Here is a 25429-nt window from a genome sequence, read left to right as displayed (position 1 = left end):
AATATCCCATTAGGAGGGATTATGAAACTGATGCGTACCACCGTAGCCAGCATTGTGGCAGCGACTTTATCTATGACCACTGTGTCCGCGTTCGCTGCTGCAAGCCTGACAGGTGCAGGTGCGACATTCCCCGCGCCGGTGTATGCCAAGTGGGCAGATTCTTATCAGAAAGAAACAGGTAACAAAGTTAACTATCAAGGGATCGGCTCTTCAGGTGGCGTAAAACAAATCATTGCCAATACTGTTGATTTCGGTGCTTCTGATGCGCCATTAGCAGACGATAAGCTGGCGGCTGAAGGTTTGTTCCAATTCCCAACTGTGATTGGTGGTGTGGTGCTGGCCGTTAATATCCCTGGCATCAAATCTGGTGAACTGACTTTAGACGGTAAAACACTGGGTGATATTTATCTGGGTAATGTGAAGAAGTGGAATGACCCGGCGATTGTGAAGCTGAATCCGGGCGTTAAATTGCCAGATCAAAATATTGCAGTGGTGCGCCGTGCTGATGGTTCTGGCACTTCATTCGTATTCACCAGCTATCTAGCTAAAGTGAATGCGCAGTGGAAAGAGAAAGTGGGTGCAGGCTCAACGGTTAACTGGCCGACCGGTTTAGGTGGTAAAGGTAACGACGGTATTGCGGCATTTGTTCAGCGCTTGCCAGGTGCCATTGGTTATGTGGAATACGCTTATGCCAAACAAAATAACCTGGCTTACACCAAACTGGTTTCAGCCGATGGCAAACCAGTCAGCCCAACAGAGCAAAGCTTTAGCGCTGCGGCCAAAGGTGTAGACTGGAGCAAAACGTTTGCTCAAGACTTAACCAATCAGAAAGGTGATGATGTTTGGCCAATTACCTCTACTACTTTCATTTTGGTGCACAAAGAGCAGAAAAATGCGGCTAAAGGCACTGAAGTACTGAAGTTCTTTGATTGGGCATACAAAAACGGTGCTGAACAAGCTAATGCGCTGGATTACGCCACATTACCAAAAGAAGTGGTTGAACAGGTTCGTGCAGCTTGGAAAACCAATGTTAAAGACAGCAACGGTAAGCCAATCTTCTGATTGAAGTTAGTTTTGCCTGTAATAATTTATTTATAAGATATTGATTTAATATACCCAAAGTAATTGAAGTTGCAGGTAGGCGGCAAGTGAACGAACCCCGATGAGCTGACTCAGGTCAGTGATTCGGGTGAGCGAACATAACCAACAACCCTGCGGCTTCAAGTACGAAGGGAATTAACACCCGGATGAGAAGAGAGTCTATGGCTGATTATAAGCCGACTACCAAAGCACCGAGCAAATACGGTGACATCATTTTCAGCGCGCTGGTTAAACTGGCTGCGCTGATTACGCTATTTCTGCTGGGCGGCATTATCATTTCATTGATTGTTGCTTCTTGGCCAAGTATTCAAAAATTTGGTTGGGCTTTCCTGTGGACCAAAGAATGGGATGCCCCGGCTGAGCAGTTTGGTGCATTAGTGCCGATTTATGGCACAGTTGTCACCTCTGTTATCGCCTTACTTATTGCAGTCCCGGTCAGTTTTGGTATTGCCTTGTTCCTGACTGAGCTGGCCCCTAACTGGCTAAAACGCCCACTGGGTGTGGCTATCGAACTATTAGCGGCTATCCCTAGTATTGTTTACGGGATGTGGGGTTTGTTTGTTTTCGCTCCCTTATTTGCCCGCTATTTCCAAGAACCCGTCGGCAACGTGATGTCTGGCATCCCGATTGTGGGTGTGTTGTTCTCAGGCCCGGCATTCGGTATTGGTATTCTGGCCGCAGGTGTCATCCTGGCCATCATGATTATTCCTTACATTGCAGCGGTTATGCGCGATGTGTTTGAGCAAACCCCGGTGATGATGAAAGAGTCAGCCTATGGTATTGGCTGTACCACTTGGGAAGTTATCTGGCGCATTGTGCTGCCTTACACCAAAAACGGTGTGATTGGCGGTGTGATGCTGGGCCTGGGGCGCGCTTTGGGTGAAACCATGGCAGTGACCTTTATTATCGGTAACACCTACCAACTCGACAGTTTCTCACTCTTCATGCCAGGGAACAGTATCACCTCTGCGTTAGCGAATGAGTTTGCTGAAGCGGAGTCCGGTTTACATACTGCCGCGCTGATGGAATTGGGCCTGATATTGTTCGTGATTACCTTTATCGTGCTGGCGTTATCTAAGTTAATGATTTTGCGTCTGGCTAAGAAAGAGGGGCGCTAAGATGGCGACAATGGATATGCAAAGTGATGCGACGCTACTGGAAACCCGCCGTAAAAAGCAGGCTTGGCGTCGCCAAAAGAACCGTATAGCCTTACTGCTTTCAATGGCTACCATGGCGTTTGGTTTGTTTTGGTTGGTGTGGATTTTGTTCTCCACCGTGACCAAAGGAATTGACGGCATGTCTTTGGCGCTGTTTACCGAGATGACTCCGCCACCCAATACCGCGGGTGGTGGTTTGGCTAACGCCATTGCCGGCAGTGGTTTATTGATCTTATGGGCCACAGTCATTGGCACCCCTCTGGGTATCATGGCGGGGATTTACCTGGCTGAATATGGCCGTAAATCCTGGTTGGCGGAAATTACCCGCTTTATAAATGATATTTTGCTATCAGCACCTTCCATCGTGGTCGGTCTGTTTGTCTACACCATCGTGGTTGCCAAGATGGAGCACTTCTCCGGTTGGGCTGGGGTGATTGCATTGGCGCTGTTACAAGTGCCGATTGTTATCCGTACTACTGAGAACATGCTCAAGTTGGTACCAGATAGCCTGCGTGAAGCTGCCTATGCCCTGGGAACACCGAAATGGCGCATGATATCGGCTATTACGCTGAAAGCGTCTATCTCCGGTATTTTGACAGGCATCTTGCTCGCGGTAGCACGTATTGCCGGTGAAACAGCACCCTTGCTGTTCACATCGCTCTCCAACCAGTTCTGGAGCACTGATCTGAGCCAGCCTATCGCTAACTTGCCGGTTACTATATTTAAATTTGCCATGAGCCCATTTGCCGAATGGCAACAACTGGCTTGGGCAGGGGTGCTGCTAATTACCCTGTGTGTATTGTTACTGAATATTCTGGCTCGGGTTATTTTCGCGAAGAAAAAGTATTAATCGGCTGCGTAAGTATCAGCATTGAGTAATGAAAATACCGAATCGCCAATAAATTTCAAAATGCGGCTACGGCAGCATTGGCTAAAAGAGAGAAGTCTTGATGAGTATGGCTACTGACATCAATAACAGCAAAATCCAGGTTCGCGATCTGAACTTCTACTATGGCAAATTCCATGCGCTAAAGAATATCTCGCTGGATATTGCTAAGAACCAGGTCACAGCATTCATCGGGCCATCAGGTTGCGGTAAATCTACTCTGCTGCGTACATTCAATAAAATGTATCAGTTGTATCCTGATCAACGTGCTGAAGGCGATATTTTATTGGACGGTCAGAATATCCTGACTGACAAACAAGATATTGCGTTGTTGCGGGCTAAAGTTGGCATGGTTTTCCAAAAACCGACCCCGTTCCCGATGTCGATTTACGATAACATCGCCTTTGGTGTGAAACTGTTCGAAAACTTGTCCCGTGCTGATATGGATGAACGGGTGCAATGGGCGCTGACCAAAGCGGCATTATGGAATGAAACCAAAGATAAATTACACCAGAGTGGTTATAGCTTGTCAGGCGGGCAGCAGCAGCGTTTGTGTATTGCCCGTGGTATTGCTATCCGCCCTGATGTATTGCTGTTGGATGAGCCTTGCTCAGCGTTGGACCCTATATCCACCGGTAGAATTGAAGAGTTGATCAGCGAATTGAAGTCCGATTACACGGTAGTTATTGTGACGCATAACATGCAGCAAGCTGCACGTTGCTCAGACCACACTGCATTTATGTATCTGGGCGAGCTAATCGAATTCAGTGATACCGATACCCTGTTTACTGCGCCACAGCAGAAACAGACGGAAGATTATATTACTGGTCGCTATGGCTGATCGGCCTATCCCCGTAATACTTCAAGCTGCATGTGCGTTGGCTGCTTTCGTTCACCCCAGTCACTTACTTGAGTAAGCTCCTGGGGATTCGCTCAATTGCCGCCTTCCTGCAACTCGAATTATTTAGGGTATACATCAATTTCGCCTACTTACACGTACGGGAAGTATTATGGATAACTTGAATCTGAATAAACATATTTCCGGCCAGTTCAATGCAGAACTTGAACATATCCGCACCCAAGTATTGACCATGGGTGGACTGGTGGAACAACAATTATCTGACGCGATCACCGCAATGCATAATCAGGACGGTGAACTGGCGAAGCAAGTGATTGCAGGCGATAGAAAGGTCAATATGATGGAAGTGGCGATTGATGAAGCCTGTGTGCGCATCATTGCCAAACGTCAACCTACGGCCAGTGATTTACGCTTGGTGATGGCGATTATTAAAACTATCTCTGAGCTGGAGCGCATCGGTGACGTAGCAGATAAAATCTGCCGTACCGCGCTGGAAAAATTCTCTCATCAGCATCAGCCTTTGTTGGTTAGTCTGGAGTCTTTGGGCCGCCATACGGTGCAAATGTTGCATGATGTGCTGGATGCTTTCGCACGTATGGATTTGGACGAGGCTATTCGGATCTATCGCGAAGATAAAAAGGTTGATCAGGAATATGAGGGCATCGTGCGGCAATTGATGACTTATATGATGGAAGATCCGCGAACTATCCCAAGTGTACTGACTGCCCTGTTTTGCGCTCGCTCTATTGAGCGTATTGGCGACCGCTGTCAGAATATTTGTGAGTTTATCTTCTATTTCGTCAAAGGGCAGGATTTCCGCCACCTTGGTGGCGATGATTTAGAGAAACTGCTTTCCAGTAAGACTGAAAAATAACGATTTCCCCAATCATCCTGGCGAATTAGGCAGGTTGGGGATTGTTTTTTGTATTTGCCCTCCTTTTTTGAACAATATAAGATAACTCTATATTGTTTCATGTTTGTTTATATTCTAAATCCTAATTTGTTGACATAATAAAATAGCATTGTGCTTCTCTGTTTTTATATATTCCTGATAATTTTGTTATAGGTGGGAAATATATTTTCCTTTTGACGGAAGATGTATTTCCTATATCTAAATTGTTTTTGGTGATATTTAAATTTCAGCTTAACATGATTATTTTGGTATGTTTTTACGCGGGAGCGGGATAAGTGAACATGGGTCTGTATACACACAAAAATGTAACGCTTAGCCTATTTTGGTTGCTATGGATAGCATGTTTAGTGAGCTATATAGTCTACAATTTATTTTTTTATCTACTGCTTGCTCCTACTCTATTCCTTATCTTTATCTTGATAAAAATTATGTTTAAAAAGAAAACTAACAGTAATAATGAGGTGTTTCCTGTGACGAATATTCCCCATAAAGCCCATTCACCATTAACTGATTTGTCACCAGATACAACTAAAACAAATACCATTATCGCCGCAGGTACGCAATTAACAGGTGATGTTAGGCTTGATGGCGACATTCAAATTTATGGTGTAGTGGTCGGCGATATTATCGTTAGTGATGGCACCATAAGGCTGATGCGCAGTGGCAAGATTGAGGGTAATTTAACCGCACCACACATTACGGTGGATGGACGGATTGAAGGGATCTGTGTTTCTGATCATCTGGAAATTCTGGAAAATGGACGTTTAAACGGCATTGTGAAAGGCAGTAATTTCTCAATCAAGAAAGGTGGCGTCTTTATCGGTCAGTCTGAGATAACAGAGGAACCTGACAGCCAAAGCAAGGGTAAAGTAAAACCTGCTGTAATAGTGCCCCAGGAAAAGGCTAATACAGAAGAAGCCCGATCTGATGCCATTTCCAGTAGCAAATAATTCTGTCAGTTCACTTTTTTCTAATACATGCTAATAACACGATTGGGCTAAATTTTAGGGCTACGATCGTGTTACTTGCTCACTTTTTTGGGTGTTTTTTCATCGATTATTTTTTTATTTGCTGAATATACAGCATTTTTCAACCTACAACTTCAGAAACAGGCTTTGGGATGCACTCTAAGGCTCCCTATTCTCCTCATTTTCCTTTGCCACCGATCCCACTTTCTTTGCCAATATAATCAGACTAATTGACTGAGATTAATTAGTTATAAATATATCGTTTTATATTATTTCCTGACCTAACGCCGAATTGATAGCTTATCCACATCGCAACATCTCAATCATCTTAGGAGCTTTCAATGAAGCAATCTCTGTCCACAAAAAAAAGCGCACTGGCATTAACGCTGTTAGCGGGTCTGGCGACGCTGTCTGGTGCAGCCCACGCTGATAAACTGGATGATATCAAGCAAGCGGGTGTGGTGCGGATTGCTGTTTTTGATAGTAACCCTCCATTTGGTTATATCGACCCACAGACTAAAAAGCTGGTGGGATATGACGTGGACGTGGCGAATGCTATCGCGAAAGATCTCGGTGTAAAAGTAGAACTACGCGCCACTAACCCGGCCAACCGTATTCCATTACTGACATCGAAGAAAGTTGATCTGATTGCGGCAAACTTCACTATTACTGATGAGCGCGCTAAGGAAGTTAACTTCAGCCTGCCATATTTCGCTACGGGTCAGAAATTTATCGCGCATAAAGGTGTGCTAAAGACACCTGAAGATATCGGCAAATTACGTATTGGTGCGGATAAAGGTACGGTTCAGGAAATTACCCTGCGGGAGCATTATCCAACCGCAAAAGTGATTTCTTACGATGATACACCGCTGGCATTTACTGCTTTGCGTAATGGTAACGTTCAAGCTATCACCCAGGATGATGCGAAACTTGTCGGCCTGCTCGGTAACTTACCGGCGGCACAAAAAGCTGATTTTGAGATCTCACCGTTCAGTATTACCAAAGAGTACCAAGGGGTTGGTATTCCTAAGGGTGAAGAGCGCTTAACGGCAAGTATTAACGAAACACTGGTGAAATTGGAAAAAGATGGCGAAGCGGCGAAGATTTATGATCGTTGGTTTGGCCCAGCAACCAATGCAGCCCAGCCGCGCGGTGAGTTTAAATTTGCGCCATTGGATCAGCAACCTAAAGCCTAATATATCCTTCGTCCTTGAAGTGAGAACATTAAAGCCCTGCATTGTCACGATGTGGGGCTGCTTGCATTGTAATCCGTTAGTGATTAACACCATGGGGGATAGGTAAGATGGATTTTACAACACAGCTAATAATAACTATTGAGATGCTTTTAGCGCGATATGGGTATCAAGACCTATGAATCTACATCATCTCACTGATTGGTTGTTGGCCCCGCAATATCTTAACTGGCTGTGGCAGGGGTTTCTGCTTACGTTGTGGATTTCTGCCTGCACGGTGGTTGCTGCCACGTTATTAGGCTTTTTGCTCGCTGCCGCCAGAGATAGTGAACTTAAAGTGCTGCGGTGGTTTGCTGTTGGCTATAGCACGCTATTTCGCAATACGCCGCTGCTGATACAACTGTTCTTTTGGTATTTTGCTGCCAGTCAGTTTCTGCCTGCTTCCTGGGTTCCATGGCTCAATACGCCCCATGAAATCACCTTTATCGGACTCACGTTAAGTTGGCCTTCTTTTGAATTTTTAGCCGGGTTTATCGGGCTAACCCTCTATTCCACGGCGTTTATTGCTGAAGAATTACGTTCTGGGATCAGCGGTGTCGCTAAAGGACAAAAATACGCGGCACATGCGCTGGGGTTAACGGGCTGGCAATCGATGCGCCATGTGGTGTTGCCGCAGGCGTTGAAAATTGCCATGCCGCCATTGTTGGGCCAGTACATGAATATTATTAAAAACTCCTCTTTAGCGATGGCTATCGGGGTGGCTGAGCTTTCCTATGCTTCTCGTCAGGTTGAAACCGAAACATTGCGGACATTTCAAGCCTTTGGGGTGGCAACAGTATTGTATATCGCCATTATCGCGTTGATTGAAGCCTGGGGCATGTGGCGTCAACAGCGAACCACAATCAGGGGGCATTGAGATGGATTTTACAATTATTGCTGATAACTGGACTTATCTACTGTGGGGTACTTTCCCTGATGGCCCTCTGGGTGGGGCGGCATTAACCCTGCTGATCAGTATCATGGCTGGAGTGGCCTCCGCAATCTTAGGGACCGTGCTGGGGGTATTGCTGGCAATGTCTCGTGGTGTTTGGGCGGGCGTATTGGCGGCTTTTTTGGGCTTTTTCCGCGCCATCCCGGTGATAATGCTGATTTTTTGGACTTACTTCCTGCTGCCAATTGTATTTGGTGTGGATATCCCCGAAATCACCACGGTGGTGTGTGCACTGGCATTGATTGCTTCCGCCTATCTGGCGCACGCAGTAAAAGCGGGGATTGTGGCGATTGGTGCAGGGCAGTGGCAGGCTGGGTTGTCGCTAGGTTTTAACCGCTGGCAGGTTTTATGGTTTGTGGTCTTGCCGCAAGCATTGCGCATGATGGTGCCATCATTTATCAATCAATGGATTTCATTGATTAAGGACACATCGCTGGCTTATATAGTTGGGGTGAATGAACTGACTTTTCTGGCAACTCAGGTTAATAACCGCAGCATGGTTTATCCAATGGAAGTGTTTCTGTTTGTCGCGTTGGTCTACTTCGTTTTATGCCTGGCTTTGGATTTATTGGCAAATGGCCTTAACCGCCGTTTTAGCCCACAGCATGCTATTAAGAAACAAAGTGCCATTAAACGTTCATGGCGCTGGTGGAGTCATAAACCAGCGCCGTCGGCACACTAATGATGAGTAATCTGCCAGCCTCTTTCGCGCCACAAGTCAGGCAGTTGCTGCATATCATCAAACATGGTGACTAGCGGGTGGTGTATCGGCTGGTTGTGTGGATCGGCGCAGTAGTAAAATACCGGTATACCTGCGGCAATCCCAGCGTGGGTGCCGGCCGCGGAGTCCTCCACCAAAATGCAGTGCTCGGCGGCCACCTGCATCTCTTTTGCCGCGTGATAAATCAGCGCGGGATCAGGCTTCCAACGCTGAATGTCGTAACCGCTATAGAGGCGCGTATCAAAGAAAGACAGCAGGCCAGTCAGGCCAAGGGAGTGCTGCATTTTGCTCACTGGCCCGTTGGAGACCACGCAGACGGGCAGGGTGATTTGCTCCAATAGTGCTTTTGCCCCAGCAATAGGCTGTAATTCGGCATCAAACAGGCGTGCAACCTCAGCGCGGTAGAGTTTTTCCAGCGTTGCTATTGATTCATCCAGACCGTTTTCTTTACTCACCAGCGCGACTATTTCATTCAGTTTTACCCCTTTAAAACGCTTAATCACCTCTTCCAGCGACAGGTGAATACCGTAATGGGCAAACATCACGACGTATGCACGACAACACAGAACTTCACTGTCAACCAAGGTGCCATCGCAATCGAACATGACGCATTCAATGTTATTCACTCTACTTATCCTTAAATTGTGCAGATCTACGTTCACTTCACTTTAATCATCCTGAGTAAGAATGCGATGTTTATTGACCCTACTAGCAGAAAAACTAATAACAAGTTAATAAAATACAACGGGTTGAATAATATGCAGTCATAATGAAGGCGTTGTTGCGCAACAGTGAAGATAAAAAATAGCCAAAAAAGAGTGTGATCCCGCTCTAAACAATAGTTTTTTGTTATAGGATATCCCCCGACTATCACTCCCTTCTGTGGAACTCTTCGAATGAGTAAACCAAACCTTGATACTGAGCAGGGGCTGCTCGAACGTGTATTTAAACTGAAACAGCACGGTACCACGGCACGTACTGAGTTGATTGCCGGTATCACTACCTTTTTGACTATGGTCTATATCGTGTTCGTAAACCCCCAGATTTTAGGGGTTGCGGGTATGGATGTGCGGGCTGTTTTCGTGACAACCTGCCTGATTGCCGCCTTTGGTAGCATCTTTATGGGCTTATTGGCTAACTTACCGGTAGCACTGGCTCCGGCGATGGGGCTTAACGCTTTCTTCGCTTTTGTGGTGGTTGGCGCGATGGGTATTTCATGGCAAGTCGGCATGGGTGCTATTTTCTGGGGCGCAATCGGTTTCCTTTTACTGACCATTTTCCGCATCCGGTATTGGATGATTGCTAACATCCCACTGAGCCTACGGGTGGGGATTACCAGTGGTATTGGCCTGTTTATTGCCATGATGGGGCTGAAAAATGCCGGTATCGTGGTGGCAAACCCGGATACCTTAGTCGCGGTAGGTAATTTGACTTCTCACAGTGTGCTGTTAGGTGCGCTGGGCTTCTTTATTATTGCGGTTCTGGCCTCTCGCAATATCCACGCTGCGGTGCTGGTGTCGATTGTGGTCACCACGCTGATTGGCTGGGCGCTGGGTGATGTGCATTACTCTGGCATTTTCTCCATGCCGCCAAGTGTGACTTCGGTGGTCGGGCAGGTGGATTTAGCCGGAGCGCTGAATATAAGTATGGCGGGGATCATTTTCTCCTTCATGCTGGTTAACCTGTTCGATTCATCCGGCACATTAATCGGCGTCACGGATAAAGCGGGCTTAACCGACCACAAAGGCAAGTTCCCGCGCATGAAGCAAGCGCTGTACGTAGATAGCATCAGCTCGGTAGCCGGTGCTTTTATCGGTACCTCATCGGTGACCGCGTATATTGAAAGCTCCTCAGGGGTGTCTGTCGGGGGTCGTACTGGTTTAACGGCCGTTGTGGTTGGTATCTTGTTCCTGCTGGTGATGTTTGTGTCACCCCTGGCCGGTATGGTGCCTGCTTATGCCGCTGCCGGTGCGTTGATTTATGTTGGCGTGCTGATGACATCTAGCCTGTCACGGGTGAAGTGGGATGATTTGACTGAAGCCGTTCCTGCGTTTGTTACCGCGGTGATGATGCCGTTTAGTTTCTCTATCACTGAAGGGATCGCGCTGGGCTTTATCTCTTATTGCCTGATGAAGCTGGGCACTGGCCGTTGGCGTGAAATCAGCCCATGCGTAGTGGTTGTTGCGCTACTGTTTGTGCTGAAAATTGCCTTTGTTGATCACTGATAGCCGATCATAAAAACGCCCCCCTTTCGACACCGAGGGTGGGGGCGTTGTCGTTATAATCTTATGCTTTTAACTGAGCGCTGATTTGCTCCAGTGCCTTTGTCGCACATTGTGCGTCCAAATGCCCGCCCGGTGCACCGGCAACACCCACTGCACCGACCACCTCATCCCCTGCTTTCACTGGCACTCCACCCCCTAACAGCAAGAACCCTGGAATGTCTTTCAGGTTGTTGGCCGCAGGTGTCTTTTGGCTGTTTTCCATCACTTGCCCGCTTGGGGTTTTAGTCGATAGTGCCGTAAAGGCTTTTTGCTCGCTGGCTTTAACGGTGTGCGGACCGGCATTATCAGCACGTAATACAGTTTTGATGATCCCAGCACGGTCAACCACAGTTACCGCCACGTTGTAACCATCCGCCTGGCAAACAGCGAGGGTGCGGCTGGCCAAATCGGTGGCCAGCGCCTGAGAGATATTACGTTCAGTGTTCAGACCCGCAGCAGAGGCTTGAGCTATCAGGCCAATGAATAAGGCGGAGGTCAGGGCAATAGGCTTGATCATATAAAATCCTTATTGTTAGCGAAGTGATTTCATCACTGTGCCGCTATGTTACGGCGATAAGTGGTGAAAAAACATTCGGCTAACTACCCGTTTTACTCCGTACTTCTACCTATTCCCTTCGGACTTGGCGCCGCAGGGTTGTTATCTGCGCTCACGCATCCACATCACTTGACTGCGTAAGCTCATCGGGATTATGAGCCTCATCAGAGGCTCACCCTACGGGCCACGCAGGCGCTGTTCAAAATGGTTTACAACCAATTTGTTGTTCACTTGCTGCCTACCTGCAACACCAATTACTTTGAGTATATTATTGGTAGGATATAGGAGTAATTATGAATAAGTGATGCCAGCGAGTTGACCTCCAGCTTGGAGAATATATTCGCGCGGTGCGCTTCAACGGTTCGCGGTGAAAGTGACAACATATGGGCGATTTGCTTGCTGGTTTCCCCTTGGATAATCAGCGCGGCGACTTCCCGCTCGCGGGGTGAGAGCTGGCTAAGTAACTGTTGATAGCTCACTTGCTGCTTTTTCACTGCCAGCGCTTGCTCATGTTGCTCCAGTGCCATGCCGACCGCCTCGATCAGCACATCGGCGTCGATAGGTTTGGTCAAAAACTCCAGCGCTCCACCTTTAAATGCCCGGCGGCACAATTCAATATTACCGTGCCCAGTCATTATGATGACCGGAAGAGTGCTATCACGGCATTGAATGGCTTCTAATACTGCCATCCCACTCTTACCCGGCATTCTGATATCCAGGAGTACGCAACTTGGCTGGGTTATTGCCAATGTATCGAGGAAATGCTGGCCGTCACTGAATGCTTTTACTTCCCAGCCCAGGGTGGCGAGTAATGCGGTTAGCGCGGCGCGAACACCGTCATCGTCATCAATCAGATAAATGTGTTTTGTCATGCGTATTCTCGCCAATCAGGGGAAAGGTTAGGGTAAAACAAGCCCCGCCATATTCACTGTTTGCGGCTTTTATGTCACCTCCCATTCGCTGTACCAATGTCTCACACAGGGTTAGCCCTAATCCCAGGCCACTCTCGCGAGTGGTATAAAAAGGTGTGAACAGGTGGTCTAACTGCTGATGGCTTAGCCCCGGCCCATTATCTTCTATCTGAATTAGCCATTGCTGTGGTTGCAGGCGGGCAGTGAAATAAATTAACGGGGTCGCAGTATGTTGTACGGCATGGATAGCATTACTGAGTAAATTATGCAGAATTTGCTCCAGCCATAAAGGATCGGCCGAGAGTGGTGGTAAATTCGCTGGAATACTATTCACAACCGTTACTTTGCTGGCGGCTATCTCATTACTTAATAAAGCATTCACGCGTAACCAGATATCCGCTACCACCACCGGTTGTAAATTCACCTGCCCACGGCTGAGTAATGTGCGTAGCCGCTCCAGTAGCGCCGAAATCCGTTTGATTTGCTCAACTGACGCCCGTAGCAGTGGGGTAATTTTGTCGTCCTGTGCGGGTAATAACCGCAGAGCGGTTTGGTTATACGTCAGGGTGGCAGTGAGCGGCTGGTTCAACTCATGGGCGATACCTGTGGCAATTTCCCCCATGGCATTGAGTCTGGCTTGATCAGCAAATTTAGCCCGTTGTTCGGCGCGATTGCGGTATTGCGCCAACTGCTGCCAACGGTGCCAACCATAGAGGGTAGCTCCCCATATGAGTGAAAGCAGGAGGGCAGTTAACCAAGGCAGGTCACGCCAAAGAGGAGTTGCATAGCCAGTTAACGCAAAGGATTGAGCGCCCTCTCCCAATGGTTTTTGCCATTGCCAAAAGCTGTCTGGATTTGGCTTGCCCAGCACAGCTAGCAGATGTTGCTGATAGCGCAATGTCACGCTGTCGAAATTTTCTGGTAAACCCACTACCTGTAACAGTTTTAACCCATTAATCTGCAAGCCACTGCCATTGTATGAGTTCGATAGCTGATAATCACCGCCGTGAACTTGCAGCGTTAACTGGCCTGCTTTTGATTTGTCGGCTTTAGTTTGGCTAATTGCGACTAATTGCGGGAAATGGCGCTGTAGTTGCGACAGTTGGTTTGGTTCAAGAGTCAGAAACAAAATAGCCTGTTGCTGGGCTAATTGCTGGCTCAATTCACGGTGGGTAATACGAAATTCGGCCTCACGCTCAGCTTGCTGCTCATTTAAACCATACCAACCCAGCCAGAGAGTGGATATCAGGGTCAGGATAAGCCAGACAGTGATTTTAACGGCCATTTAGCAGCATCCAACATGTGTGGGTCAAGAGAGTAACCCCCAATCACCAGCGGCCAGTGGGGGTTTTGAATCATGGGTTACTTCACGCGGACACGATCAATATAGGTCGCAAAGGCTGCTAGTTGGCTGGTAAGGAAATCCAGCGTTCCTTGATCAATCAACGCCTTGGCATGCTCATCCACTTTGCTTTGAATCACGCCACCCATAAATTCAGGCTTATTCATCACCATCGCATCAAGGAAAACCAGGATCTGACGTAAGTGATACTGGCAACGTGCTCCACCCACCGGCCCCATTGAGCTGGTTTGAATAGCAACTGGCTTGCCTGCCAGTGGTTGGTTTGGCAAGCGAGACAACCAGTCGATCGCATTCTTCAATCCACCTGGCACCGAATAGTTATATTCCGGTGTGACGATGATAACCCCATCAGCTTGACGAATCTGCTCAGCAATAGCTTGAACTGTAGCCGGGAAGCCGTCTTCCTGCTGAACATCAGCATCATAAAGCGGAATATCACGAATAGAAGGCAGTGCTTCAATGGTGACGCCTGAAGGCGCTAATTTAGGCAGTGCGCGGGCTACCATCGCATTGTAAGAACCATTACGCAGGCTACCCAGTAGGGTAACAATTTTAAGGGATTGCTGTGGCATGACATACTCCCGTTCAGTAAATGGATGAGGCTTTATACCCGTCATCTTTCTCATTGCAGGTGTGTTGGCCTCTCACCTGCATTTTGAAATCTATTGGTTATTTGTTACCAGAGTAGGCCAAACTTATGCGACAAAACAATGACTATCTCGCGTATGACGACATTTAAACATCACTTAAATTGGTGTTAGGGGGGAATTATTACGCTGAAACTGTGACCGCAGGAGAGGAACGGAAAAATCGTTTTTATCAGTCATCAAGTCTGTGCGCAAAATGCCGTTAATAGATCTGGAGCTATCCAGCTCTCTTAATTGAGCGACACGATAATGCTAAAAACCACTCAAGCCCGCTTTACCTTACTCGTCAGTGCGTTTTTTATTTTATTACTGATAATCACCGTGGTGGTTATTCAGCTTTTTGTGACACCACAACTCAAACAATCTGAAAGTACCATTGTCGGTAATAGCGTTGACCAAATTGCGACGGCAATCACGGCGCAAATGAACAAAGTGGAAGCGCAAGCCCGCAGCATTACACAGGCTGTTGCCATTATGGACAGCAATACCATTGATCAACTATTACCGGGGCTGGTGGATCAGTACGGCGACAGTAATGTGTTTGGTGGTGGCATTTGGCCATTACCTAATAAACGTGAGCAAGGGGTGACTAAGTTCAGCACTTTCTTTGCCCGTAATGGAGAAAATAAGTTAACGGTCAACACCCATTGGAATTCACCAGAATCACAAAATTATTTTGAGCAACCATGGTACAAAGATGGCTTAAATGCGCCTAAAGGCTTCTGCGCGTGGGCTAAGGCCTACCAGGATGATGCCAGCCCACAGCCAAGAACCAACTGCGCGATGGCAATTTATAAAGGTGACGAGGCCTACGGTGTTTCAACCATTGACGTTACTTTAGGTTTCTTTAACCGTTTGGTTAAAGAAATGGAACAGAAAGTGAATGGCACTATTCTGATTGTCGAAGCTGATGGCAAGATTGTCGGCAGCAGTGCTCTGGCGGATGGCAAAGCCGAATTAAAAAATCTGTCTGACTTTGCGGCCAACTCGCCGATGGCGGCTGAAACCCAGCGGTTATTGCCGCAGTTAAAAGATCAAAAAGCACTGGAGAGTGAATTTGATGTCGACGGTACCTCTCACACCCTGTTTATTCGCCCGATCGCCAATAGCCCGTGGTATTTGGTTACTGACTTACCAACCAGTTTATTGGTGAAACAGAGCCACGCCATCCTGTTGCATCTGGGGTTAGTACAGATTCCAATTATGCTGTTATTGCTCTTGTTCCTGGTGTTTTCTATCCGCGTCTTTATGAAACGCTTAGCGGCTTTGAAAGAGAATATCACTGCATTATCGGCGGGAGGGGCTGATTTGACGCAGCGCTTACCGGAAAGCAATAGCCCAGAATTCAATGCAATTAACCAAAGTTTCAACAATTTTATCGACTATTTACAGCAAATGATGCGGCAAGTCGGTGAAAGTAGCCTAGCTATTGCCTCAGCATCGCGCCAGATAGCTAGCGGTAATCTGGACTTATCCGCCCGTACTGAAGATCAGGCCAGTTCAATTGAACAAACCGCAGCCTCAATGGATGAACTTACCAGCACGGTGAAACAAAATGCGGATAACGCCAGTCACGCCAACCAATTGGCGAGAGATGCTTCTACTGTTGCGGTGAAAGGTGGCAAGGTGGTGAAACAGGTGGTGGATACCATGGGTTCAATCAATCATTCATCGAAGAAAATAGTCGATATCATTAGTGTGATTGACAGTATCGCCTTCCAAACCAATATATTGGCACTTAATGCGGCGGTAGAAGCAGCAAGAGCGGGTGAACAAGGCCGTGGTTTTGCGGTGGTGGCATCAGAAGTGCGTAATCTGGCGCAGCGTTCAGCGACATCTGCTCGTGAGATTAAAAAACTGATCGAGGACTCGGTGGCTGATATTGCCATTGGTACTGGCTTGGTGGCTGACGCGGGAACCACTATGGATGATTTAATGAGCGGGGTGTCCAATGTGGCGGCATTAATGAATGAAATCATGTCATCCAGTCAGGAACAAAGTTTGGGTATCGAACAGGTTAATCTGGCAATCAATCAGTTGGATAATTCAACACAGCAAAATGCGGCGCTAGTGCAACAAGTTGCTGCTGCGGCTCAGGCGATGCAGGATCAAACTTTACAGTTGGAGAGTGTGATTAGCGGCTTTAAAGTTTAATTTTATACCTGTCATACTTCAAGCTGCAGGTGTGTTGGCTACGTTTAATCATCCGAATCACTTACTTATGTAAGCTCATCGGGATTATGGGCCTCTAATGAGGCTCACTCTGCGGGCCAGCGCAAGCGCTGTTCAACATGGTTTACAACCAAGTTGTTATTCACTTGCCGCCTTCCTGCAACTCGAATTATTTAGGGTATATATTGCAGTTATGCCAAAAATCTGACCCCTTTTGCTCGCCGAAAAGGGGTTTTTTTATCACTCACGGCGAATTTTACTGGCAAATAAATTACCCAGCGATTGGATGAGCTGTACCGTAATAATCAATACAATCGCGGTAGTGACAGTTACGAACGTATCAAAGCGCTGATAGCCATAGGTTATAGCCAGATCACCAATCCCACCGCCGCCGACAGTACCTGCCATGGCGGTAGCACCAATCAAGCCAATGGTGGCTGTGGTCAGTGCCAATATCAAAGATGACAGTGCTTCGGGTAATAGAAAATACCAAATCGCCTGAAGGGGCGTGGCACCCATCGATTTTGCTGCCTCGAGAATTCCGGGGTTAACATCCAATAATGAATTTTCTACTAATCGGCCAATATAAGGTGCGATAAAAATAATCAATGGCACGATGGCTCCTGGTGTTCCGATAGTGGTATTCACGATCAAGCGGGTAAGTGGGATAATCGCTACCATCAAAATAATAAAGGGCAGTGATCGGATGATATTAATCAATGGGTTAAGAATATTATAAAAAGTGCGATTGTTAATTAGCCCTCCGGGCCGGGTTACCACCAATAAGATTCCCAGTGGGATACCAATAAGAGAACCGATCACCAATGAAATACTGACCATAACCAGTGTGTCGTGTAGCGCCTGGACAAATTGGTCCAACGTAATTGCGGTTTCGATCATTAATGTATTTCCTGTATATCAATTCCTGTTCCAGCCAGGTGCGTGACGGCACTATCAATGAGGTTGTTGTCACCGCTTAACAGCAGCACCATATGACACAATGTGGTGTCTTGTATCTCCGACATGTTGGCAAATAGAATATTCACGCCCACATCATATTGCCTGATAAGTTGATTTATCACCGGTTGCGTCGCAATCGCCCCCATAAATGCTAAACGAAATTGGCGGCCAGCATGACTGCTATCTAACAGTTTTCTCACACTATCGGGCAGGCTGTCCTTGATCACGGTGCGGACGAAATTAAGGGTTGTGGGGTGAGTGGGGTGGCCAAAAACCGTTAATACCGAACCCTGCTCAATTATTTGGCCGTTTTCCATAACCGCGACCTTATTACAGATTTTTTGAATGACGGACATTTCATGGGTAATCAGCAACACTGTAATATTGTATTGCTGATTAATTTTCTTCAGTAATAATAAAATCTGGGCGGTAGTTTGTGGATCCAGTGACGATGTGGCCTCATCACACAGCAGAATTGATGGATTGGTTGCCAGAGCACGAGCAATACCTACCCGCTGCTTCTGCCCCCCCGATAATTCATTAGGAAAACTATGGCTCTTATCACCTAACCCAACAAAATCCAGCAATTCAGCGACGCGCTCCTGAATGAATTTTTTATTTTTACCTAATAAGATGAGCGGCATAGCTACATTCTTAAAAACAGTTTTTGACTCCAGTAAGTTAAAATTCTGGAATATCATTCCGATGTTTTTTTTAAGTAGCCTGAGTTGCTCATGACTAAAATCATGTAGATTATTACCATCAATAATCACATCACCGGATGTTGGACTTTCCAATGAGTTTACCATTCGTAATAAGGTGCTTTTCCCTGCACCGCTATAACCGATAATGCCAAATATATCGCCATCTTCGATGGTTAAACTAACATTATTAAGCGCTTGTAGCTTTACACCTTTACGTTCAAAGGTTTTAGAAATATGCTGAAGTTCAATCATCAGATTATTCCATTACTTAAGATAATCAGGCAGCATATAACCGGTGTATTTCTCATTTCCTAGAATGTATTTTTTGAACTCCGCCGAGTGGTATCCCGCAATAATATCCTTGGCAAATTCTGCATCTTTATTTTTACCGGCGACAGTTACCACATTCACAAACTGTGTGGTTGGTTTTTCAAGTTGCAGTGCTGAGCTGAGTTTTATACCGTTAGATACAGCAAAATTACCCTGAATAGCACCAAAGTCGACATCGGGTAATGCTCTGACTTGCTGGGCATTATCCATTTCTTTGATCACCAGATGGTACGGATTTTCTGCTATGTCTTTTTGCGAGAAGGTCGCTGGATCAATTTTTTCCTTTAGCTTTATCCAGCCGATAGATTGCAACAACAGTGCTGCGCGGTACTCATTTGAGGGCTGGTTAGGGACTGAAATCAAAGTACCTTCTTTGGGTTTTTGGTCTTTTTGGCTTTGCTGATATTTATCAGAATACAGTCCCATCGGTGGCGTTGGGACCTGAACAATACCGGTATTATCAATCCGCAGACGCTCATTTATCGCTTGCAGATAAATAGGGTGTTGCATGATATTGCCATCAATCTCGCCAGTGCTAACGGCATTATTAACCTGGATGCCATCATTAAAATCTTTATATTCGATGCGATAGCCTTTGTTGATCAGATAAGGGGCTACACCTTTTTCAAATTGTTCTTTATAAGGGCCAGGATTAAATCCCAATTTGATAACTTTATTTTCTTCACTATGGGCATTTAGTGAAGTAACAATAATTAAACTAAATAAAGGTATCGTCAGTGAAGGTATTCTCATCATAATTTCCCTGTGGAATAGTGTTAATTTAGTCTCTACCAGAGGCTTTATTTATTATGTTGCCGGTTATTCTTTTAGCTAAAAGCGGGATAACTAAGAATGAAATCATTCAAACATTGCGGGGATGAAGCGTAAACGAAGAAAATGATCTTAGCTTATCTATAATAGAGATAATGGATTTAGTGTTTTTTATTAGGCGATTGGGACGAAAGGCGGATTATCAACCCGCTGCGTACAAATTGCGCAGCGGGTTCTATCGCTATAACCGGGGTTTAGCCCTGAATCAGATTAGGGATTTTTACATCAGGATTTACGTCAGCGTCATAATCCACACCGTCGACGGCAAACCCAAACAGGTTTAAGAACTCAGTCTTATAACCGGTAAAGTCGGTCAATTGGTAGATATTGTCATTGGTGACTTGATCCCACAACGCTTGTACCTGGTTTTGAATTTCTGGTGCCAGTTCTTTGTAGTCAGCACGCAAACGGCCATCGGCGTCTAGATGCGGTGCCTCACCACACAAGCTGTCTTTATACAGCGAATAAACTTGCTCGATGCAGCCTTCATGAGTGCCTTTTTCTTTCATCACCTTGAATAGTAATGACAAATACAGTGGCATCATTGGGATAGCGGAACTTGCCTGAGTCACTACCGCTTTCAACACGGATACCCGGGCATCACCGCCGCCATGGGCAGCTAAGCTATCGCGGATAGTCAGAACTTTTTGGTCCAGATCCTTTTTGGCTGCGCCAATAGAACCGTTCCAATAGATATCATGAGTGATTTTTTCACCCAGATAAGTAAAGGCGGTAGTTTGTGCCCCTTCAGCCAGCACGCCAGCTTCCAGTAGTGCATCAATCCACATCTGCCAGTCTTCGCCACCCATCACTGCTACCGTGTTGTCTATCTCGGTTTGAGTTGCGGGTTGCAGCACAACTTCTTTGATAACTTCTTTATCGGTATCCAGGCCACGGAATTTAACTTCATGGCCGATTGGCTTCAGTGTGGAGTTAAACACTTCGCCGGTTTTTGGATGAGTGCGGCGCGGCGAGGCCAGGCTATAGATAACCTGATCAACCTGACCCAGATCTTGCTTAATAGCCTCGATGGTCAGTCGTTTGATCTCATCGGAGAAAGCATCGCCATTGATGCTTTTCGCATACAGGCCTTTCTGCTCAGCAAACTTGTGGAAAGCTGCGCTGTTGTACCAGCCGGAGGTCGCCGGTTTACCTTCTTCTCCTGGGCGTTCAAAGAAAATACCCAGCGTATCGGCACCACAACCAAATGCTGCTGTGATTCGAGCTGCCAGCCCGTATCCAGTTGACGCACCAATCACTAATACTCGTTTTGGGCCGTTAGCAATTGGGCCTTCTGCTGTGACATAGTCGATTTGCTTTTTGACGTTAGCTTCACAGCCCGCCGGGTGAGCAGTCACACAGATAAAGCCGCGTACACGTGGTTTTATAATCATGGATACCTCAGTTTATGAATAAAGTTAAGTGTTCGAGCTACCGTCGGTCGAGACTCTAACAGTTCGGACTCATAGAGTCAGATTATCAAAATTAGCGATAATCTGCTCCAGCTCTATAACATCACACTCATTTTCCGATACAAAAACTGGAGAAAATGCGCCCCAGTAAGTCATCTGAGCTGAATTCGCCGGTAATTTCACTCAATGACTGTTGTGCTAAACGTAGCTCTTCCGCCAATAACTCACCGGCGTAAGCGCTTACTAACTGTTCGTGGCCTTGCACCAAATGCTGGGCAGCGGCTTCCAACGCTTGCAAATGGCGTCGGCGAGCCAGGAAGCCACCTTCGGTGTTACTGGTAAAGCCCATACTCTGCTTAAGATGGCTACGCAGCAGGTCAATACCTTCGCCGGTACGGGCCGATAAGCGAATAAGTGAGTGACCATTCACTTCGGTTAACCCCAGCGATTCACCTGTGACATCCGCTTTATTGCGCACCACGGTGATGGGCAGAGTCGATGGTAGGCGGGCCATAAACTCAGGCCAGATAGCGGCCGGTTCGGTGGCATCAGTCGTCGTACCATCAACCATAAACAGTACGCGATCTGCTTGTTCTATCTCATTCCACGCCCGTTCGATGCCAATGCGCTCAACTTCGTCACTGGCTTCACGTAAGCCAGCAGTATCGATGATATGCAATGGCATCCCATCGATATGAATATGTTCCCGTAAAACATCACGAGTTGTGCCTGCGATATCGGTTACGATTGCAGCTTCACGGCCCGCTAACGCATTGAGCAGGCTTGATTTACCGGCATTTGGGCGGCCGGCAATGACCACTTTCATCCCTTCACGCAACAAGCTGCCTTGCCGTGCTTCAGTGCGCACCTGCTCAAGATCGGCCATCACACCGTTCAACTGGCCTTCAATCTTGCCATCAGAAAGGAAGTCAATTTCCTCATCTGGGAAGTCAATGGCAGCTTCGACGTAGATTCGCAAGTGAGTAAGTGCTTCCACCAATTGATGGATTTTAACTGAAAATGCACCCTGCAATGAATTTACTGCTGAGCGGGCGGCTTGCTCCGAGCTGGCATCAATCAGGTCGGCAATCGCTTCTGCTTGAGCCAAATCCAGCTTGTCGTTTAAAAACGCGCGTTCAGAAAACTCACCCGGACGGGCAATGCGCAGCCCTGGCAGCGCCAGAATGCGTTTTAACAGTAAATCCAGTATAACCGGACCACCGTGACCTTGCAGTTCCAGCACGTCCTCGCCAGTAAAGGAATTGGGGCCGGGGAAGTAGAGAGCGATACCTTGGTCTAATGTACTGCCATCAGTATCTTTAAACGGCAGATAATCGGCATAGCGAGGCTTGGGCAATTTGCCCAAAACCGCCTGCGCCACGTCTGCGGCAGCACGACCTGAAACACGTAAAATACCAACACCACCACGGCCTGGCGGGGTTGCTTGTGCCACGATAGTATCAGTGGTGCTCATGGTTATTTCTCTCTTTAAAAGAATAAGGCGGTCATATAGCTATGACCGCCTCATATACCCTTCTTAATTGCAGTCGCAGCGTTTGTTAGCTGCTCTCCCCCAGTTACTGACGTATGCCAGTGACTGGGGTATCTATCATGTTAAGACTGTTTCTTCTTATCGCGGCTATGTAAACCACGTTTTTCCAGACCACGATAAATCAACTGCTGTTGCAGGATGGTCACCAGGTTACTGACGATATAGTACAGTACCAGACCAGCCGGGAACCACAGGAAGAACACAGTGAAGATAACTGGCATAAAGGTCATTATCTTCTGCTGCATTGGGTCCGTCACGGTAGTTGGTGACATCTTCTGAATGAAGTACATGGTGATACCCATCAGAATCGGCAGAATGTAGTACGGGTCTTGTGCTGACAGGTCATGAATCCACAGGATGAACGGCGCATGACGCAACTCAACGGAACTCATCAACATGTAGTACAACGCCAGGAAGATTGGCATCTGAATGACCAGCGGTAAGCAGCCACCCAGCGGGTTAACCTTCTCAGCTTTGTACAGCGCCATCATCTCCTGACTCATACGCTGCTTATCGTCACCGATACGCTCACGCATGGCAGCCAGTTTAGGCTGTAGCAAACGCATTTTCGCCATCGAGGTGTATTGCGCTTTTGTCAGCGGGTACATGATACCGCGCACGATAAAGGTAATCACGATGATGGAGAAGCCCCAGTTACCGACAAAGCTGTGAATGAATTTCAACAGTTTGAACAGTGGCTGAGAAATAAACCATAACCAACCATAATCAACAGTCAGGTCCAGATGTGGCGCAATGGCCGCCATTTTGTCCTGAATTTCTGGGCCAACCCATAAGGTAGCACCCAGCTGTTTCTGCTCACCCGGTTGAATAATAACTGGCGCACCTTTAAAGCCGATAGCCGCCAGACCATTACCCAAATCAGAAGAGTAGAAAGTGTTGGTTTCATTAGCTGCCGGGATCCAGGCGGTTGCAAAATACTGTTGCAACATGGCTACCCAGCCACCTTTGGTGGTGATGTCCATATTTTTGTCTTCGATATCACTAAAGCTGTATTTTTTATATTTAGTGTCATCAGAAGAGTAAGCCGCGCCACGATAGGTGTGCAGCGCAAAGTTATTGCTGCCGGTATCACGGTGTTTAGGCAAATTGATGCTTTGCTTCAACTGACCAAACAGCGTCAGCTCCAGCGGGGCAGCAGAGGCGTTTTTAACGTGATAATCCACGCCAATGGCGTAATCGTTACGTTTTAGCACAAAAGTCTTGGTGAAAACGGAGCCATCTTTGCCGGTAAAGGTCAATGGAATACGCAGTTCATCCTGACCGTCAGCCAATACAAAGCTGGTTTGAGGCGCTTCAAACAGTGGGCGCTCACCGTTAGCTGGATTATCCGGGCCGCTTTTGCCTGTCAGACCGCTTTGCGCCTGATAGACGAAAGCTGGAGTGGTTTCCAGTAATTCGAAAGTTTTATCTGAACCCAGAGCATCCGGGTAAGCCAGCAGGTTAGCCTGCTCGATGTCACCACCACGGGTATTAATGGTCAGAGACAGCACATCAGTTTTTACAGTAATCAGTTGACCCTGACCACTGCCGGGCACAGCCTGGCTTGCTTTATCACCGGTAGCAGTATTCGCAGTCTGTTGCGTGGTCTGAGCGGCTGGTTGTGGACTGTTGTCCACTTGCCAGGCTTGCCAGATCATGAAAGACACGAACAGCAGAGCGATGAGTAGAAGATTGCGTTGCGAATCCATCGTTAGTGTTCTCTGTTATCGTCGGGTTTCGGCGGCACGGGATCATCGCCACCTGGGTTCAAAGGGTGGCATTTTAATACGCGTTTCAGTGTTAACCAACTGCCTTTTATCATCCCAAACCGGCGCAATGCCTCAATTCCGTAATGAGAGCATGTCGGATGGAAACGACAACGCGGCCCCAGCAGCGGACTAATCACGAGCTGATAGCCCCTGATTAGCCCGATCAGGATGCGGGAGCCTGGCGACAGTGGCGACGCCATAATTTTTCCAAAGCTTCCGTCAACGCACGGTTATCGAGGTCAGCCACACCCTTTTTCACCAAAACGACAAAATCCATAGACGGTAACGTATGCTGATGCAAACGGAAGCTTTCGCGTGTGAGGCGCTTTATCCGGTTACGTTCGTGAGCACGTTTGACATGTTTTTTGGCGACGGTAAGACCGATGCGGGGATGCCCCAGCTCGTTCAGGCGGCCGAGGATGGTGATTTGCGGCGTGCCAGCCCGTTGTGGCTGCTGGAAGACAAAAGTGAAATGACTGGGAGTTAACAAACGTAACTCCCTAGGAAATGCTAGCTTAACCACTGAGATGGTTAGCTTTTATTACTTAGAAACAGTCAGACGAGTACGGCTTTTCGCACGACGGCGAGCCAGAACTTGACGACCATTTTTGGTGGCCATACGAGCACGGAAACCGTGGCTACGGTTGCGCTTCAATACGGACGGTTGGAAAGTGCGTTTCATAGCGATTTCTACCTAAACTTAAAATAATTACTGATTCAGTAAACGCGTTTGGCTGCTCGGAGTGAAGACACCGACGCCTCAATCGCAACATATAAAGAAGCGGGATTGTAATAATTGTACAGTCCTGAGTCAATTGACATTGCGCCCGCCCGCACAGAAGTTTTCTGTATCGGGAGTTTACCAAGAGCCTGCCCGTGTTCACCGCTGGTTTCTTTTTGGCCAAAGCCATCAAGAACACAGGCATCACACGTAGGGCTGAGGATTATACGGACTCCCAGACAAATCGCAAGGATCGCCGTGAGATCCTTTGTGGATTAATGAGGATCAGTTGTTAGAAAAGGGGAAGGTGATACCAGTATATTCTGAAATATTTTGCGATCATTGCTGATGAGGGACACGAAAAGCTGTGCACTGGGTTACACTCCTAACAGAAGTTATGTCCTGTGGATAAAAAGGATCTAATCTGTGAGGAAGGGGAGGATCTATT

General features: G+C 47.1%; 25 protein-coding genes and 1 pseudogene. 11 read left to right on the top strand and 15 right to left on the bottom strand.

What is annotated here, in order from left to right; translation table 11 throughout:
• The first annotated feature begins 21 nt into the window (after positions 1 to 21).
• From A6J66_016845 to A6J66_016805, 9 genes are all read left to right on the top strand, one after another.
• Positions 22 to 1062 carry a phosphate ABC transporter substrate-binding protein PstS gene (locus A6J66_016845; protein ID PNM25698.1) on the top strand — a complete coding sequence of 347 codons (1041 nt, stop codon included), beginning with the start codon at positions 22 to 24 and terminating at the stop codon, positions 1060 to 1062.
• 200 nt (positions 1063 to 1262) lie between these two features.
• Positions 1263 to 2219, top strand: a complete 957-nt coding sequence (gene pstC, locus A6J66_016840; protein ID PNM25697.1) for a phosphate ABC transporter permease subunit PstC — start codon at positions 1263 to 1265, stop codon at positions 2217 to 2219.
• Position 2220: 1 nt separating this feature from the next.
• The gene (gene pstA, locus A6J66_016835; protein ID PNM25696.1) at positions 2221 to 3108 is read left to right on the top strand and encodes a phosphate ABC transporter, permease protein PstA; all 888 of its coding nucleotides are present in this window, start codon (positions 2221 to 2223) and stop codon (positions 3106 to 3108) included.
• Positions 3109 to 3208: 100 nt separating this feature from the next.
• Positions 3209 to 3985 (top strand): phosphate ABC transporter ATP-binding protein PstB, encoded by a 777-nt coding sequence (locus tag A6J66_016830; protein PNM25695.1) that lies wholly within the window; start codon positions 3209 to 3211, stop codon positions 3983 to 3985.
• 169 nt (positions 3986 to 4154) lie between these two features.
• A complete protein-coding gene (phoU, locus tag A6J66_016825) occupies positions 4155 to 4877 on the top strand; it encodes a phosphate transport system regulatory protein PhoU (GenBank protein PNM25694.1) in 723 nt (240 codons plus the stop codon).
• A 467-nt stretch (positions 4878 to 5344) separates the two neighbouring features.
• A complete protein-coding gene (locus tag A6J66_016820) occupies positions 5345 to 5866 on the top strand; it encodes a polymer-forming cytoskeletal family protein (GenBank protein ID PNM25693.1) in 522 nt (173 codons plus the stop codon).
• 359 nt (positions 5867 to 6225) lie between these two features.
• Positions 6226 to 7080 (top strand): amino acid ABC transporter substrate-binding protein, encoded by an 855-nt coding sequence (locus A6J66_016815; protein ID PNM25692.1) that lies wholly within the window; start codon positions 6226 to 6228, stop codon positions 7078 to 7080.
• Positions 7081 to 7255: 175 nt separating this feature from the next.
• Positions 7256 to 7993 (top strand): amino acid ABC transporter permease, encoded by a 738-nt coding sequence (locus tag A6J66_016810; protein PNM25691.1) that lies wholly within the window; start codon positions 7256 to 7258, stop codon positions 7991 to 7993.
• Between the two features lies 1 nt (position 7994).
• Entirely contained in the window at positions 7995 to 8750 is a 756-nt protein-coding gene (locus A6J66_016805; protein ID PNM25690.1) for an amino acid ABC transporter permease, read from the top strand.
• Here A6J66_016805 and A6J66_016800 read toward each other — a convergent pair.
• A complete protein-coding gene (locus A6J66_016800; protein PNM25689.1) occupies positions 8747 to 9415 on the bottom strand; it encodes a 6-phosphogluconate phosphatase in 669 nt (222 codons plus the stop codon). The genes A6J66_016805 and A6J66_016800 overlap by 4 nt on opposite strands.
• A 270-nt stretch (positions 9416 to 9685) precedes the next feature.
• Between A6J66_016800 and A6J66_016795 the strand changes: the two genes are divergently transcribed.
• Positions 9686 to 11014: an NCS2 family permease gene (locus A6J66_016795; protein ID PNM25688.1), complete on the top strand. Its 1329-nt coding sequence runs from the start codon at positions 9686 to 9688 to the stop codon at positions 11012 to 11014.
• Between the two features lie 61 nt (positions 11015 to 11075).
• On the opposite strand, the gene A6J66_016790 is transcribed toward A6J66_016795, so the two are convergent.
• The 4 genes from A6J66_016790 to A6J66_016775 form a co-directional block, all read right to left on the bottom strand.
• Entirely contained in the window at positions 11076 to 11570 is a 495-nt protein-coding gene (locus A6J66_016790) for a heme-binding protein (GenBank protein PNM25687.1), read from the bottom strand.
• 293 nt (positions 11571 to 11863) lie between these two features.
• Positions 11864 to 12481, bottom strand: a complete 618-nt coding sequence (locus tag A6J66_016785) for a DNA-binding response regulator (protein PNM25686.1) — start codon at positions 12479 to 12481, stop codon at positions 11864 to 11866.
• Positions 12456 to 13805 carry a GHKL domain-containing protein gene (locus A6J66_016780; GenBank protein ID PNM25685.1) on the bottom strand — a complete coding sequence of 450 codons (1350 nt, stop codon included), beginning with the start codon at positions 13803 to 13805 and terminating at the stop codon, positions 12456 to 12458. Before A6J66_016780 ends, A6J66_016785 begins: the two co-directional genes overlap by 26 nt.
• Positions 13806 to 13882: 77 nt before the next feature.
• Positions 13883 to 14455 carry an NAD(P)H-dependent oxidoreductase gene (locus A6J66_016775; GenBank protein ID PNM25684.1) on the bottom strand — a complete coding sequence of 191 codons (573 nt, stop codon included), beginning with the start codon at positions 14453 to 14455 and terminating at the stop codon, positions 13883 to 13885.
• Between the two features lie 324 nt (positions 14456 to 14779).
• Here A6J66_016775 and A6J66_016770 point away from each other — a divergent pair, with 324 nt between their 5' ends.
• Complete coding sequence (locus A6J66_016770; GenBank protein ID PNM25683.1) at positions 14780 to 16684, top strand: methyl-accepting chemotaxis protein; 1905 nt, start codon at positions 14780 to 14782, stop codon at positions 16682 to 16684.
• Between the two features lie 258 nt (positions 16685 to 16942).
• Here the strand turns inward: A6J66_016770 and A6J66_016765 are convergent, their stop codons facing one another.
• The 10 genes and pseudogenes from A6J66_016765 to A6J66_016720 form a co-directional block, all read right to left on the bottom strand.
• Positions 16943 to 17602 carry an ABC transporter permease gene (locus tag A6J66_016765; protein ID PNM25682.1) on the bottom strand — a complete coding sequence of 220 codons (660 nt, stop codon included), beginning with the start codon at positions 17600 to 17602 and terminating at the stop codon, positions 16943 to 16945.
• Complete coding sequence (locus tag A6J66_016760) at positions 17602 to 18618, bottom strand: methionine ABC transporter ATP-binding protein (protein ID PNM25681.1); 1017 nt, start codon at positions 18616 to 18618, stop codon at positions 17602 to 17604. The genes A6J66_016765 and A6J66_016760 overlap by 1 nt, the downstream gene beginning before the upstream one ends.
• Before the next feature lie 12 nt (positions 18619 to 18630).
• The gene (locus A6J66_016755) at positions 18631 to 19455 is read right to left on the bottom strand and encodes a methionine-binding protein (GenBank protein ID PNM25680.1); all 825 of its coding nucleotides are present in this window, start codon (positions 19453 to 19455) and stop codon (positions 18631 to 18633) included.
• Between the two features lie 266 nt (positions 19456 to 19721).
• Positions 19722 to 20921, bottom strand: a complete 1200-nt coding sequence (locus A6J66_016750) for an enoyl-[acyl-carrier-protein] reductase FabV (protein PNM25679.1) — start codon at positions 20919 to 20921, stop codon at positions 19722 to 19724.
• Positions 20922 to 21048: 127 nt separating this feature from the next.
• A complete protein-coding gene (locus tag A6J66_016745; protein PNM25678.1) occupies positions 21049 to 22413 on the bottom strand; it encodes a tRNA uridine-5-carboxymethylaminomethyl(34) synthesis GTPase MnmE in 1365 nt (454 codons plus the stop codon).
• Between the two features lie 140 nt (positions 22414 to 22553).
• Positions 22554 to 24200 carry a membrane protein insertase YidC gene (locus tag A6J66_016740; protein PNM25677.1) on the bottom strand — a complete coding sequence of 549 codons (1647 nt, stop codon included), beginning with the start codon at positions 24198 to 24200 and terminating at the stop codon, positions 22554 to 22556.
• 2 nt (positions 24201 to 24202) lie between these two features.
• Positions 24203 to 24460, bottom strand: a complete 258-nt coding sequence (locus tag A6J66_016735; protein ID PNM25676.1) for a membrane protein insertion efficiency factor YidD — start codon at positions 24458 to 24460, stop codon at positions 24203 to 24205.
• The gene (locus tag A6J66_016730) at positions 24424 to 24783 is read right to left on the bottom strand and encodes a ribonuclease P protein component (GenBank protein PNM25675.1); all 360 of its coding nucleotides are present in this window, start codon (positions 24781 to 24783) and stop codon (positions 24424 to 24426) included. The genes A6J66_016735 and A6J66_016730 overlap by 37 nt, the downstream gene beginning before the upstream one ends.
• Before the next feature lie 18 nt (positions 24784 to 24801).
• A complete protein-coding gene (gene rpmH / locus A6J66_016725) occupies positions 24802 to 24942 on the bottom strand; it encodes a 50S ribosomal protein L34 (GenBank protein PNM25674.1) in 141 nt (46 codons plus the stop codon).
• 35 nt (positions 24943 to 24977) lie between these two features.
• Positions 24978 to 25298 (bottom strand): annotated as a pseudogene (locus A6J66_016720) (hypothetical protein).
• Positions 25299 to 25429: the final 131 nt, after the last annotated feature.

The organism is Yersinia enterocolitica (assembly GCA_002082245.2).
GTDB classification, from domain to species: Bacteria; Pseudomonadota; Gammaproteobacteria; order Enterobacterales; family Enterobacteriaceae; genus Yersinia; species Yersinia enterocolitica_E.
The sequence above is the reverse complement of the archived record's forward strand: the minus strand, read 5'-3'. Positions and strand labels throughout refer to the sequence as shown.